General features: G+C 36.1%; 17 protein-coding genes and 2 tRNA genes. 12 read left to right on the top strand and 7 right to left on the bottom strand.

Translation table 11 applies throughout. The annotated features are described in order from the left end of the window. A partial coding sequence (locus RHTP_RS04755) for a transposase (protein ID WP_244609526.1) occupies window positions 1-291 on the top strand: 291 nt, incomplete at its 5' end. Between the two features lie 270 nt (window positions 292-561). On the opposite strand, the gene RHTP_RS04750 is transcribed toward RHTP_RS04755, so the two are convergent. After that, on the bottom strand, window positions 562-1899 hold the full coding sequence (locus tag RHTP_RS04750) for an ATP-binding protein (protein ID WP_138106979.1): 1338 nt from the start codon (window positions 1897-1899) through the stop codon (window positions 562-564). Between the two features lie 481 nt (window positions 1900-2380). On the opposite strand from RHTP_RS04750, the gene RHTP_RS04745 reads away from it, so the two are divergent. From RHTP_RS04745 to RHTP_RS04695, 11 genes are all read left to right on the top strand, one after another. Continuing rightward, a complete protein-coding gene (locus RHTP_RS04745; protein ID WP_138106978.1) occupies window positions 2381-2707 on the top strand; it encodes a hypothetical protein in 327 nt (108 codons plus the stop codon). Between the two features lie 313 nt (window positions 2708-3020). Continuing rightward, window positions 3021-3281, top strand: a complete 261-nt coding sequence (locus RHTP_RS04740; protein WP_138106977.1) for a hypothetical protein — start codon at window positions 3021-3023, stop codon at window positions 3279-3281. Beyond that, the gene (locus RHTP_RS04735; RefSeq protein ID WP_138106976.1) at window positions 3274-3546 is read left to right on the top strand and encodes a type II toxin-antitoxin system YafQ family toxin; all 273 of its coding nucleotides are present in this window, start codon (window positions 3274-3276) and stop codon (window positions 3544-3546) included. The genes RHTP_RS04740 and RHTP_RS04735 overlap by 8 nt, the downstream gene beginning before the upstream one ends. Before the next feature lie 267 nt (window positions 3547-3813). Next, window positions 3814-4224 (top strand): hypothetical protein, encoded by a 411-nt coding sequence (locus tag RHTP_RS04730; protein ID WP_138106975.1) that lies wholly within the window; start codon window positions 3814-3816, stop codon window positions 4222-4224. 12 nt (window positions 4225-4236) lie between these two features. Continuing rightward, window positions 4237-5067 (top strand): hypothetical protein, encoded by an 831-nt coding sequence (locus tag RHTP_RS04725; RefSeq protein WP_138106974.1) that lies wholly within the window; start codon window positions 4237-4239, stop codon window positions 5065-5067. A gap of 24 nt (window positions 5068-5091) precedes the next feature. Beyond that, window positions 5092-5985 carry a hypothetical protein gene (locus RHTP_RS04720; RefSeq protein ID WP_138106973.1) on the top strand — a complete coding sequence of 298 codons (894 nt, stop codon included), beginning with the start codon at window positions 5092-5094 and terminating at the stop codon, window positions 5983-5985. A gap of 12 nt (window positions 5986-5997) precedes the next feature. Then, complete coding sequence (locus tag RHTP_RS04715; RefSeq protein ID WP_138106972.1) at window positions 5998-6516, top strand: hypothetical protein; 519 nt, start codon at window positions 5998-6000, stop codon at window positions 6514-6516. Window position 6517: 1 nt separating this feature from the next. After that, window positions 6518-7291 (top strand): hypothetical protein, encoded by a 774-nt coding sequence (locus RHTP_RS04710; RefSeq protein WP_138106971.1) that lies wholly within the window; start codon window positions 6518-6520, stop codon window positions 7289-7291. 12 nt (window positions 7292-7303) lie between these two features. Next, the gene (locus RHTP_RS04705) at window positions 7304-7741 is read left to right on the top strand and encodes a hypothetical protein (protein WP_138106970.1); all 438 of its coding nucleotides are present in this window, start codon (window positions 7304-7306) and stop codon (window positions 7739-7741) included. Between the two features lie 109 nt (window positions 7742-7850). After that, window positions 7851-8621, top strand: a complete 771-nt coding sequence (locus RHTP_RS04700; protein WP_138106969.1) for a hypothetical protein — start codon at window positions 7851-7853, stop codon at window positions 8619-8621. A gap of 76 nt (window positions 8622-8697) precedes the next feature. Further along, window positions 8698-9513: a hypothetical protein gene (locus RHTP_RS04695; RefSeq protein WP_138106968.1), complete on the top strand. Its 816-nt coding sequence runs from the start codon at window positions 8698-8700 to the stop codon at window positions 9511-9513. Between the two features lie 29 nt (window positions 9514-9542). Here RHTP_RS04695 and clpX read toward each other — a convergent pair whose 3' ends face one another. From clpX to RHTP_RS04665, 6 genes are all read right to left on the bottom strand, one after another. Further along, a complete protein-coding gene (gene clpX, locus RHTP_RS04690) occupies window positions 9543-10766 on the bottom strand; it encodes an ATP-dependent Clp protease ATP-binding subunit ClpX (protein WP_138106967.1) in 1224 nt (407 codons plus the stop codon). 22 nt (window positions 10767-10788) lie between these two features. Continuing rightward, window positions 10789-11394 (bottom strand): ATP-dependent Clp protease proteolytic subunit, encoded by a 606-nt coding sequence (locus RHTP_RS04685; protein WP_138106966.1) that lies wholly within the window; start codon window positions 11392-11394, stop codon window positions 10789-10791. 82 nt (window positions 11395-11476) lie between these two features. Continuing rightward, window positions 11477-12787 (bottom strand): trigger factor, encoded by a 1311-nt coding sequence (locus RHTP_RS04680; protein ID WP_138106965.1) that lies wholly within the window; start codon window positions 12785-12787, stop codon window positions 11477-11479. Between the two features lie 29 nt (window positions 12788-12816). Continuing rightward, window positions 12817-12888 (bottom strand) — tRNA-Gly (locus RHTP_RS04675). A gap of 17 nt (window positions 12889-12905) precedes the next feature. Then, window positions 12906-12977: transfer RNA gene (locus RHTP_RS04670), tRNA-Gly, on the bottom strand. Window positions 12978-13110: 133 nt separating this feature from the next. After that, window positions 13111-14037 carry a hypothetical protein gene (locus tag RHTP_RS04665; protein ID WP_138106964.1) on the bottom strand — a complete coding sequence of 309 codons (927 nt, stop codon included), beginning with the start codon at window positions 14035-14037 and terminating at the stop codon, window positions 13111-13113. Window positions 14038-14069: the final 32 nt, after the last annotated feature.

Genomic DNA, 14069 nt, shown 5'->3' with positions numbered 1-14069 from the left:
TTAGGAAAAAAATTAATGGATAAAGGCTTACAATTATTCACAAATTTACGGTCTAAAATGAAAAATAAGTTCATGAATCTCAGAGATAAAATACTACTGCGTAAAAGAGTTATTATTGAAACTGTAAATGATCAACTTAAAAATATATCCCAGATTGAGCACACAAGGCATAGATCAGTGAGTAACTTTTTGGTTAATACTCTTTGTGGAATTGCAGCTTATATGAGGCAACCTAAAAAACCTCGTATTAGAATGTCTGATAAGGAAAGTTTAGGGCTAGTTACCAGCTAGAAAACCCAAAACTGAGGTTTTTAGAGTAAACTGTAAATTTTTAAGTGCAGTGTATTGATTTTCAAATGTTTAAAAATTGTAATGTAAAAAACTTAAAGGGTATATCATGAGGTTTATCTTCTCGAATCGAGAGTTTTAACTGCTTGAATGATGTTGTGGGTATCGACTTCAAGTCTGCAATAAATGATCTTGCTATTTTAGTTGAAGAGGACTGACTGCTCTTTTCCATTTCAAGAAGTAGGAAAAATCCTTTAGCTAGGGAAAGAAGGACTACCCCTGAGTACGAGCATCCTTATGAGGAAGAGGGAAAGACCCTGCTAAATATAAAGGGTAATAATGGGTTTTAGCTCTTATATCAAAAGATCGTCCGCTAAAAATGACTTGATAGGGTGGTTTGTACTTTTCTGAAAATACTTGTAAGCTTTTTGCCTTGGTAGTGGTGCCAGATTTTACTTCGATAGGGATAACTTGTCCTAAGATTTCCAGTAAGAATTCCACTTCTGATTTTTGTTCTTGCCAACTAAACAACTTATCCCTTGCCTTAAGCAACTCTTGAGCTACAAAATTTTCAGCAAAATAACCTTTATAACTCCCATAATCAGCATCAAGAATAACTTTTGGAGGAAGATCGCTCATATTTCCAAGAATGCCTATATCAAATAGCAATAATTTAAAAAAATTTTCCTTTGTATAACCTTTAAATGGAAGATAGCCAGTATTGACAATAGGGACCTTAATAACTAGTCCAGCAGCTTCTAGCCAATCAATTGCCCCAGCCAGTCTGTCATAATGAGTCACTCCTGGAACAATTCCTCGGAATTTAAATCGTGCAATTGTAGAGTCTTGAGTTTGACTTAACTGAGCGGGTACTGAATGAAATATGCGATCAATATGCATCGCGTTTACTTTTCCTGAATGCTTTGCAATATCTGCATAGTAGGAGTTAAGAAGATCATCTTGTTTTTTTCTTACGATTGAACAGGCTTCAAAAAGATGGTTTTTATTTTCATAATAAGTGGCTACTACTTCAGGTAAACCTCCAACAACAAAATAAAGCTTGAGCTGTTGCCACAAATGTTCATGGATAATCTCTGGAATTTTGTCTTTTAATGTGAGTTTTTGGATAGTAGGAAGAGCTTTATCGTGATTAGCCATCAAAAATTCCTCAAAAGACATTGGCCTTAGAGTTTCAAAAGTGACTTTCCCCACAGGAAAAGAAGCTGGGCTCAGATGAAGTCCCAAAAGTGACCCTGCAGCACATAAATGCAGCTCAGGGCAATCTTCCTGAAAGTACTTTAAACTAGTAAGCGCTTTAGGCAACTCTTGGACCTCATCAAAAATCACCAGATCTTTTCCTATATGAATGGGGCGATCAAGATAAAAACTTAATTCATTTAAAATTCTTTGGGGAACCAGGTCGAGTTCAAAGATTTTAGCGAGGTCAGGCTGCTTTTCGAAATTAAAATAATGGCATTGGGGAAAAAAAAGCTTTCCAAATTCTTTCAGAAGGTGAGTTTTCCCTACTTGTCTAACCCCTTTGAGTAAAAGGGGTTTACGCGATCTTTCTTGTTTCCACTCAATCAAGCGATCCATCATTTTACGTTTCATAAAGCCCCCTTATTAATGACCTATCTATCACTTTAATCTAGCAAAAAATGACATTTTTGTCACTTTTAACTAGCAAAAAATGACAAAAATGTCATTTTTAGATTAAATTAAGATAATGAGATCAATCTGCTGAACGCACCTTTGATGAAAGAGCATATATTAAAGGGTCTTGGCTGAAGTTCAACAAGAAAACCCTTGCAGCTATGATTTCTGGAAGCAAATGGAAATGAATCCAGAGGCTTGAGTGGTGCACTTAACCGAAATTATCTCAAAATATATCCTATTAAGCCACTCATTTATAGTGATATAAGTCTATCCTAAGAAAATATCTTAACTCTCTAAGCTTCAAAGAATTATTTTTTTTAATTTTAAGTCTTTTAAATACAGATAGGAAGCCATGACAACACATCTAGAATAAGCAAAACAGTTCTTAGAGTCTAATGCCGAATATAAAGAGACGCATTTAAGCGAGGTCTTAGAATTGATCAATGACTTAATGCTCACCTGGAAAAATGCTATTATTAAAGGCTCTAAAGAAGAACAGACACAAGCTATTGAAAGATTAAATCAAGTTCGAGGTCTTCTTAAGGATTATTTTGAAAAGGTTAAAGAGAACTTAGGCTTAAGCCCAGAAGAGATTGAGCAGCTTGTAGAATATGCAACAAAGAAGAATACCCCTAATCAAGAGAAAATCGTGAGCTTCAGTAAAGAGTTTAAAAAGCATTCCGATGAGATTTTAGAGATAGTAGGAAGAAATAAAAAAATAAAAAAACAACGCGCTCCTAGAGCGAGTTGGATTTCATCTTAAGAACCTGAGTTTTGGTTTTTTATCCAATAAGAATCACATCTAAAATATTGATAACAAATGATTTGTCTAGTTCTAAACTTGCTTGGAACCTAGTATTTTTCATCTAGATTTTGCTCATTTGTTCAAACTATTGCAAATTCGCAATTTAAGATCACCAAATGAACCTATCTACTTTAAAATCAAAGAGAAAAACCCAAAACTAGGGTTATTATCAATTTAATTTTGAAAACCATAAACATTTTTCCTGGTTAAGTAGATTTTACAAAAATCCTGGGATAATGGTATTATTGGATGTTAAGAATAAGGAGGTATTATGAGGGATCTGTCTGCTCATAAAAAAGTAAAAATGACTATTGAATGCACCCCTGATGAAAGGGCGTATATTAAGATGCTAGCTGCTAAGGCACATTTAAATCTTAGTGATTTAATTTTATCTTACCTGAGCAAGGACTTCCCTAAAAAGTTCAACAAGGAAACACTTGCAGCTATAAAAGAACTAGATGAAGGTCATGGAACTCGTTGTATATCCATTGATGATTTCTGGGAACAAATGGGAATTAATCCAGATGCTTGAACTTGGTTATAGCAATCGAATTAAAAAAGACTTAAAGAAATTCCAATATAAAAAAGAAGTCATTAAGGAATTCAATGGAGTCATAAAGCTGCTTTCAGAAAAAAAGAAATTACCTGAAAAATACTTAGACCATGCTTTATCTGGAAATTATTACGGATACAGGGAATGCCATGTTAAACCCGATGTATTACTCGTTTATAGAGTAAATTTAGCTGAAAAAGTTCTTTATTTAGCTCGAATAGGTTCTCATTCAGAGCTTTTCTAACAAATAGTTTTACAATTTCTTCAATCTTATTCTCTTAAAAGCCTCTTTCTAGATTATAAGTCTTTTATAATCAACTATTTATTCCTATCTTAGAAAAATAACCTAACCTTCTAAGTTTCAAAGAATTATTTTTTTAATTTTTTAAGTCTTTTAAATACAGTTATATAACATTTTTACAATTTGTTATTAATATTCTCTTAATTAGTTTGTGGGATAATTATAATAGATAAATAGAAGAAATAATAAACAATAACAAAATAGGAAGCCATGACAACACATCTAGAACAAGCAAAACAGTTCTTAGAGTCTAATGCCGAATATAAAGAGACGCATTTAAGCGAGATCTTAGAATTGATCAATGACTTAATGCTTACCTGGAAAAATGCTATTATTAAAGGCTCTAAAGAAGAACAGACACAAGCTATTGAAAGATTAAATCAAGTTCGAGGTCTTCTTAAGGATTATTTTGAAAAGGTTAAAGAGAACTTAGGCTTAAGCCCAGAAGAGATTGAGCAGCTTGTAGAATATGCAACAAAGAAGAATACCCCTAATCAAGAGAAAATCGTGAGCTTCAGTAAAGAGTTTAAAAAGCATTCCGATGAGATTTTAGAGATAGTAGGAAGAAATAAAAAAATAAAAAAACAACGCGCTCCTAGAGCGAGTTGGATTTCATCTTAAGAGAGGGCATTCATGGAAATCATAAGACAAGAACCCATACTACCAGTTTTTAGATTAGGAGAGGATCCCTCTTTTAGTGATTGGATTGAAAAACTCAAAAAAGAAGGTGTTACTCTGGAAATTCTCGTGCTTTTAGTCATGTCCAATAAGAAGAAAACAGGAGCGATGGATCGCACCTCTCAGAGTATTGCCGATATTGTAGAAGAATCAAACCAGCTTAGTAAGTTGCAGGATGACTTGATTAAACTAAACGCAGATTTGAGCAAGCTGGAAGCTGGCTTGGGCGGTGTGCCAAGTGCCAGTGAGGAAGCTTGGAAAGCGAATAAAATGGAAGAGTTGATCCAGAAGATTGCAGATGATTATAAGCAATTTATTAAAGATTTAGCAGAAGTAGAGAAAAAAGGAGAAAAGGACCCTAGTTTAAAAGCGCTTTTAACAACAGTAGAACAGTTTAAAGCAGACTTTGAAGCCAAAATAGGAGGAGAGTCTTTTTCTGAAGCCATTGAGCAGTGGGCAAATGATACGGGTTTCCACGGTAATGATACAGGATTTCATCCTAATGCTCAGGGACAAGATTCTACACGCTTGAATCGAATATTAGCCTACTTAGCAGAGCAGTACTATCAATCAAATCATAGTGGTGGAACAGGTAAACAAAGCGACTTAGCTAACTTCTGGATGGATGGAAGTGCTGCACAACACATGGTATCAGGACAATCTCAACAGCAATCGATCCAAGTGCAAGCGTATATGCAAACATTAAACGGATATAATAACTCTGCTCAAGAGATGATTAAAGTAATGACTGAATTAAAAACTAAAATGGCTCAACTAGCCACATAAAAATAAGTAATAAGGAGAAATAATATGATAGAAAAAATACAAACAAACAGCATTAGGATGGGTGAAACTTTACCTCCTAACGACTTAAATCCTAAAGACTCTTCCTCAGTTTCAGAAGTAAAGAACAAGAAGCATAAAGGCATGCTTCCTGCAGATACTATTAGGCTGAATTATTTAGAAAAAGGAGAAGAAGCTCTTCTAAAAGAGAAAGTAAGAACTCTTTTAACTGAAATTAAAACAGCTGTTAAAAAATCAGGTTTTGATCCACGAGTGACAAATATCTTAATGCTTTATATCGCATTTGCTCAAAGTCAGATGGACCAAAATGACAAATTAGAAGCGGGTTGGATGGATCAACAACATGTACAGAATCTCTTATTAGAAGACTCCGCTAAAGAACAGAAGAAAGTTGCTAATGAGTCTACACAAGGGCGTCATGCAAATATTGGAGCAATTATCGGTTTTTCTCTTCTTGCCATCCTTGGATTTGCCTTGCTCTTTACAGGAGTTGGTACTGCAGCAGGAGCTGGATTACTAGCAGCAGAAGGAACAGCTGCAACTGGATTTCTAGCCACAGAAGGAGCCCTAGCAACGGCTAGTACTTTTGCACTAGGAGGAACGGGCGCTCTTGCAGGAACAGGTGTTTCTCTAGGATTTGCAGTTCCTGCTATGAATAACCCAGAAGGAACTGGTTTAGGACCCGTTACTCAAGAAGGACCTGATCAAGCAAAGCTGGCCCAAATTAGTATTTTAAATAGTTTTTGGAACCTACTTGCGCAAAAAGCTAACCAAAACATTCAAACAGGAACCCAGCTAAACATTGTAAACACATCAAGTAGCAATACGCAGCAAGGGCAGCAGGCTTCACAGGTTATCTCGGAATGGGGACAAATGTCTAGATTCCAGGTAGCAAGGTAAAAGGAGGCTAATATGACAATAGGTACTATAACAAAAGCAAATATGCTCTCTCAATTAATGGGTGAGCAACTGAGCGCGCAGATCAGTCAAATGCAAGCTAGCCAATCTTTCTCTAATGTAGAGTCTGATTTTGCACATGATAGTGTAACACAAGGAGATAAGATGCTTAAGGTGATAAGGATTATGGATTGGATCCAAATTCTAACCATTGTATTAACTCCGCTGACTTTAGGTGGTGGTTTAGCCACTGCAGGAATAAGCGAAGGCTTAACAGCCGCAGTTTCTGCCTCTTCTGCAGGTGCACAAGTAACGTTGGGATCTGCAACAGCTGGAACGCAAAGTTATAAAGCAGGCTTAGATAGTCAAATAACTAGTAATAAGAGTGGTGTTGATTCAATAAATCATAACGTTAAAACCAACTTTGATTCGCTCAAACACGAGAGTGAAACGCAGATTAAAGTAGGGGGCGGTATTGCCCAAATGATCTTTAATGAAGGTCAAATAGCAAGTCAAAAAATAATAGGTAGATAATATGAGCATTATAATAAATAACCAATTTGATCAAGGTTTAAGCAGCGTAGATTGGACAAAATATCCTCAGCTTATGCAGAAAGTGGTTTCTGCTTTTATGGTTCAAATGTCAGATACTTTGAATAAGCTTAGAGAAGTTATCTCTTTAGCCCAAGCTAAAACCTCAGTAGCACAGCTTAAGTTTGGATTTGATGCAGCAAGCAGCATGCAAACAAGCGGTTTAATCCAATCCGGTACAGGTGCATTCCAAGTAGGAGGAGGGGGTTATCAAGTAAAAGCCGCCTTTAATACAGCTGGTGAAATGAGTGCATTGAGAACTGCTTTTGAAGACAATCATACTAGTTTGGATAGTCAGATAAATAGTGCTAGTGCATCTATTGAACCTGTACCTGCAATGAACGAAGTGGAAGAAGACGGGATTGTTGTACAAGTTCAACAAGTTCAGGCTCCAGTTAGCCAAGAACGAGTAGATGTAGATGCCCTACACGCTCAGAAAAAGGCCTTAAATAATCAACATAATATCGATCGAGAAGACATCAACCATAATCATCAGAAACATTATGGAATAGGTCAAGCTCTATCAGGATTAGGCGGTCTGTTTCATATGATGGATGGTGGTACTCAAGCGCAAAAAGCTAGCAATGATGCTGCTAATGGAACATTTGAGCATAACCATCAAACCCAAGAAGCAACTCGAAGTAGCGTAAATCAGACAGTTGATAAGCTCTTGAATATTGACATGTATGCATTAAACGTAGCTTCCTCTAGAGCTTAAAGGAGAGATACAATGAATTTAGAAATACAAGTACAACCGCACTTAGCCTGTTTTGAGATCCTGGAATGTAATTGGAATCAGGACCAAGAAGGAGGTTATATCGAGGTAAATTTTGGAGAAGGTAAAATTTGTGGGTTTCACTGCCATGCAAAGGAGCTAACTTTTGCTTTGCAGCATATCCAAGCTTTTGGAGAAAGGCACCAGGGGTTAGATCAGATAGATTTTGAAGACCGAATGAGAGATCTTTATCATTGTAGACTATTTTGCGATTTGCACAAGGGAGATTCCCAAGAAAACTATGTGGCTATCTATAAATTTGACCGGTTAAGAAAAAATTTAGAATGTATAGGCCCTCAATTTAAAGTACCGCTCACTAAAATGCACAGAAGTCGAATAGAAGAAGAGCATTGGCAGTATTTACAAGAGCTTGCAGAAATGCATAGAGTATAATAAGAGCTTTTTAATTTGTTTATTATTTATCAATTGTGATATTTGATAAATAAGTTAATTAAAAAATTTTGGTTTTAATAAAGTTTAATAAGTATAATAAGGTAATTATATGACAGAAGCAATAAGAGGAAATGTCTTAGCTCTAGTAGCTGAGATGGAAAGTAAGGTAAGTAGTAATGCTGAGAAAGCATCACATACAGATATAGAACAAGAGATGGTGAAAAAGGCGATTATTGAAGCTTTGCAAGATATTGAAAATTCAGCAACAGATCGTTTGAGTGGATTAAATGCGATAAAGAATTTTTTAAGCCATTTAGCTACCCAAGATTTAGGTGCAGATGTAAATGATTATGTAAAAGGAGAGTTGGATTCGGCCAATAGCTACAAACCAGACCAAGATCTGGTGAACAAGCTAAAAAAAGATGAAGATAACTTGAAAGCAGAAAAAAGCGATGTTCAAAGAGATAATAAGGCTATGGCTGATTTAGATCGACAGATTGCAGCTTTAGTAAAGAAGCTAGCTAATGCGGAAGATACATTGAAGCATGGTTCTTTCTTTGGACGCATTGGAGCTTATTTTGAGATATTAGGACTAGATATTGCTTTAGGTGCATTAGAGATAGGTAAAGGCGTTTTATGGTTAGATTTAAAGCACCATGAAAACTATCAAGCATTTTATCAAGAACGTATAGGACAAGAAAAACAAGCACTAAGAAATGATCCTAAGATTCTTAGCTGCTTAGACTTTCTTAACTCTGGAGATAAAGTGGTCGCTAACCAAGCTAATCAAAAGCTCAGTATGTATCGAGCCTTGGTAAATGATGTATCAGAAGTAGTAAACACTATTAGCGCAATGGCTAAATCATTCAGTAGGGCTTAAAAAAAGCCTCTTATACAAAAGCTCTTGAAACTCAAGAGCTTTTTTTCTATTTATAAACCAAAAAGAAGAATATTTCATGACGCATATTATCAATGGAATCCCTTCTACTATTGCCAATTTTAGCAATAGACAAGTATCTGAAGATACAAACATTAGCAAATCTGAGTGGGCAAGTCTTGTGGATCGCATGAAAGCAGATGGGATTTCTCTAACCATCATTGTTTTAGTCATTTATGTTAAAGCTATGGACAATGTTTCTGTGAAAATTTTGCTCATTACTCATGAAACAGATAAGCTCAGCTCTGTTATGAGCGATTTGCTTTCTTTGAATACATCACTTAGTAAGATACAAAATCAATTAGGAGCTAAAAAAGAAGTGACCCAAGAGGATTGGGATAAATTTGATGGGAAGCATCTCACAGAAATACAAAAGTCCTATAATAAGCTTCTAGAAGATTGTAAAAAGCTTAAAGAAGCATCTGTTACTCAACCTGATTTTAAACCAATTGTAACGGCTATAGAGGGCGTTATAGATGATTTTGACACTAAGGTAGGAGATTCTAAATTTTCGGAAGACATTAAAAAATGGCAGGGGGATACCTCCTTTCAGAAAGATCAAAGAGGAACTCTACAGGGAGATGTTGTTTGGTTGGCCAAGCAATTCTATGAGAAAAATCACGATACGGATGATAAAGGCGTGGTCGATTATATAAGTATATGGGTTCAAGATATCAATGCTGCACAGCAACTAGGACAGGGAATGTCACAACAAAAAGTAGTCGAACTACAAGCACAAATGCAATTTATTAGCTCTTTTAGCGCCTCTGGGCAAGAAAGTGCTCGAGCAGGTAAGGAAGAGCTCTCGGTAATGGTACAACATCAGACAAGGTAAAAAATAAAGGCAGGTTAGCCTGCCTTATTTTAGCTGGTTTGTAAGCGAATGACTTTAGGTTTTTTCTGTAAGGTAATACATTCTTCATCAACGATGATTTCTTTAATGGTTGGATCTGATGGGATATCAAACATTAATTCTAAGAGAAGACTTTCTACAATCATTCTTAGAGCACGAGCTCCTGTTCCTGTTTTCTTTGCTTTTTCAGCCATAGCTCTTAGTCCATCATCTGTAAACTTTAAAGAGACATTTTCTTCTGCAAATAGATGTTGATATTGTTTGATGATAGCATTTTTTGGTTTAATCAAAATGTCAACAAGATCCTGGATAGTTAATTCATTGCAATTAGCAATACTATTAAAACGACCTACAAATTCTGGGATCATACCAAATTGAATTAAGTCTTCAGGTTCTACTTTAGAAAGCAGATAATTGATTTCATTGGTGTCAAATACACGCGCTTCACCTACATCAAAGCCAATTGTACTCTTGCCAAGTCTTTTGGCAATAATTTTTTCAAGGTGCACAAAAGCACCTCCTACAATGAACAGAATATTTTGTGTGTTTACACGAATATACTCTTGATTGGGATGTTTTCTTCCTCCTTTAGGAGGAACATTGGCAATGGTTCCCTCTACAATTTTTAAAAGAGCTTGTTGCACTCCTTCTCCAGATACGTCGCGTGTAATAGAGACATTACCAGTTGTTTTGCGAACTTTATCAATTTCATCTACATAAATGATACCCTGTTCAGCACGTGCAATATCATAGTCTGCTGCTTGTACAAGACGTAAAATGATGTTCTCTACATCTTCACCTACATAACCAGCTTCAGTTAAAGTAGTGGCATCTGCAATAGCAAAAGGCACATCTAAAATATTAGCTAAAGTACGTGCAATGAGAGTCTTTCCAGACCCCGTAGGTCCTAATAATAAAACATTAGATTTACTATATTCGATTTCCCTCTCTTTTTGAAGAGAGCGAATTCTCTTATAATGATTATAAACAGCAACCGAAATGGTCTTTTTAGCTCGTTCTTGGCCAATAACATAAGCATCCAAAGAAGCTTTAATCTCTTTTGGTTTTAGTATCTTTAGCTCATGATGAATGGGCTTTTTATCGACAATTTCAATACACAGGCGCACACATTTATCGCAAATGTAAGATTCAGGACCAGATATCAGTTTTTCCACAGCTTCTTCTGGGCGGCCGCAAAAAGAGCAGTGGGCGCCGTTTTTTTCTTTTTTTGTCATAACTCTTAAAAATCTTTTGTTTTTATTCTTGTTTTATCGCTGGCGTTTTTTGTGGTTGTGTAGCTATTTTGTCAATGAGACCATATTCTTTTGCTTCTTCTGGATTCATGAAAAAATCTCGCTCAGAGTCATCAACGATTTTCACAAGGTCTTGACCTGTGAGTTGAGCTAAAATCTTAGAGCAAATTCTTTTAAGCTCAATAATTTCTTTGGCCTGAATAGCAATATCAGCAGAGGAACCGCCAATCCCACCCATTGGCTGGTGAATCATAATTCGACTATGAGGTAATGCAAATCGCTTACCTTTAGTACCAGCAGCTAAAAGAAGAGCAGCCATAGAACAAGATTGCCCTATGCAGTAAGTATTAATTTCATAATCCATAAACATCATGGTGTCATAAATTGCTAATCCAGCAGAGATATAACCCCCAGGAGAATTTATATAGATGCTTATAGCTTTTTTTGGGTCTTCAGCACGCAAAAAAAGCATTTGGGCAATGATTACATCAGCTACTTGATCTGTAATCTCTGTGCCAATAAAAACAATCCTGTCTTTCAATAGACGGGAAAAAATATCCATGGCGCGCTCGCCACGGCCTGTATCTTCAATCACATATGGAACATTCATACGATAGACCTCAAAAGCGGTTAATGTGAATTCTCTAGTATTGCTCAATGAAAAGATAATCTGCAAGTTGAACTAGCTTAACTTAGAACTTTGCATATTTAATAATCCAGTCTTCTGCCTTTTCTAAGATCAAGCGAGAATATGCTTCTGCATGTTCAATTTCAGGATGATTAGAGTGATTGGGATTTTGGGGGCTAAGTAAAATCTCAAGTGGAGTAGAGGCAGCAGAGGGAACATCTTCTGCAGCAATGCGAATATTTGCTTCACCTACAATTTTACGGCATAAATAGAACATTCGAACAGCTTTTTCCGATTGTTGTTGGATTGTTTCAAACATTTTTTTGCGTTCTTCTGCTTTTAGATTATCCCAATAGTTTTTAAAATCAGCATTTTGAGCTAGTTGCTGAATTCTAAATTCTACTTCTTTTTGGACAAGAGTCGTAGGTAAATCAAAAGGAAACTGCTTTAACAGAATTTCTGTTACTTGTTCGCGTAAGGATTCTTGAACATGTGCATCAGCTTGCTTATTTAGCAACTCTTCTACTCGTTGATGTAATTCTTCAACAGAGGAGACCCCAAGCAGCTTAGCAAACTTTTCATCAAGAGGAGGCAATGTTGCTAAATCAATGGATTTAATAGTAATACGTGCTTTTTTTGGTTTTAATTCTTCTTTTTCCTCTTGAGATGCGTTTTGATCGGGAACACTCACTCCTTCAGCTGTATCAGAGATATTTTTGCCAAGGACAAGGGGTAACATCCATTCAGCCATGCCCTTTGCATTTACTTCGAAACGCGTATTTGAAAATAAGGGAGTTCCTTCTTCAATCAGATCTACATCCAAAGTTACAAAGTCATTTTCCTGAATAGGACGATCGGTTATTTTTTCCCATTTTGCAAAGAAAAATTGAGTTTGGCGAATAGTTTCAACAATCTTTTCAGGGCTTACTTCAGGTCTTTTAACACTTTTTAGCTGGACTTCTTTAGGGTCTATAAAAGGAAGAGTAGGTTCACTTTCAAAAGAAAGCAGTAAAAGAGCTCCATGTGTGGAATGGCTCTTCATGCTAAAAGATACTTTAGCTTCTTTATGTAGCATAGGAATATTAGCTAGCTTTTGGCACTCTTGAAAAGAAGCGTTGGCAATTTCTTGGTCCCATTGTTTTTTAATTTCATTGGAGAAGTTTTTTTCGATAAGGTTCTCAGGAGCTTTTCCTTTGCGAAAGCCAGAAAGAGTAACGTTTTTCCCTACTTTCTTAACCGCTTTCTTATGGGCCGCTTGCATCAATGGCTTTAGAGCTTCAACATCAAATTCAACAATACAAGAGGGCTTATTGTGAATGGTAAAACGCACATGCTCATTGATCAATTGCCTAGGCTCTGCTGTTGCTTGGTCCATTTAAATCGCTCCTTAAATTTAAACTATATAGCGGGTGATGAGGTTCGAACTCACGACCCTCACGTTGGCAACGTGATGCTCTACCGCTGAGCTACACCCGCAGGTATTAAAAAAAATAAGCGGGTGATGAGGTTCGAACTCACGACCCTCACGTTGGCAACGTGATGCTCTACCGCTGAGCTACACCCGCTTTGTACAGAGGACAAGAGTATATCGAGAGAATTTTTTTGCAGCAAGTGTTGCGATTAAAATAATAGAATTTAAAAAAAAGAAGCCCACTTTTTAGCCTTAGGAAATAAGTAAAGTGGGCTTTAAAAGAATCCCTATCTTTTGATTTGATAAGAAGAACCACTATCGTTGGATACATTACTAGATTCAATAGAAATACCACCTAAGCTTGTATTATCATCACCTTCTGCCTCTGTCGGATTTTCTATGTATTCAAAGGAAGAGCTTGTGCTAGATGTGACACTAGAAAGATCGTTAAAGTCCTCATTGGGAGGAACGAAAATACGGTTATTCAAAGGGAAGAAATAGTCTTTAACTTGTTCAAGAGGACTTCTTTTTACTTCTTTAGTATCTATATTTTGATCATTTGTATTCGATTTTAAAGGACGAAAATATTCTTTAAATTTTTTAAGAGTTTTCTTAAGAGATTCAAGAAAAGCTCCTTCCTTTTTTACCGGTCTATAAAGGGTATTTAAAGGATATGAAGCTTTTCTTTGTAGTCCTTTAGGAGATTTCGTAGCAGGTAAGATATTTGTAGGGTTGATTTGTTTTTCAAGTAGATTTTTGAACTCTCTGATAACTTTTTTGTTTACAGACCGATCTACATGAGGTGTGTTATTTTCATGAGTCACTGTCCACTTCTTTGCAGTCTTGGCGTGCAACTGTAGAGATCCTTTAAAAAAATGTTTGTCGTTTTGGACTTTATCTAATACTGTGATAGTTTTGGCCTCTACTTTTTGCCAATCTCCCTCTGAATAGGCGAGCTTTCTCTTATTGTCATGTACGGTGATGCGGTATCTTTTACCCTTCCATGTAGCTATTGTATAATACTGAGAGCCGGTTTTTCCAGATTCTTTTAGCTCAAAGCGTAATTGTTCTGTGTTCCGTTCTTGTGAAAGTAAAACATCAAAAGCTACTTCTTCTACCTTATTATTGATTCTAGAAGGGATTTGAGGGCTTCCAGAGCCAAGGGGTATACTAACAGTAGCAGCATGAGGTGTTGGATTGTTATGGATAGTCATGTTTTTATTCTCCTATTTACATCTATTTTACA

It is taken from the genome of Candidatus Rhabdochlamydia sp. T3358 (assembly GCF_901000775.1).
In the GTDB taxonomy this organism is placed as follows: Bacteria; Chlamydiota; Chlamydiia; order Chlamydiales; family Rhabdochlamydiaceae; genus Rhabdochlamydia.
This window is presented reverse-complemented; position numbering and strand designations above follow the sequence as displayed.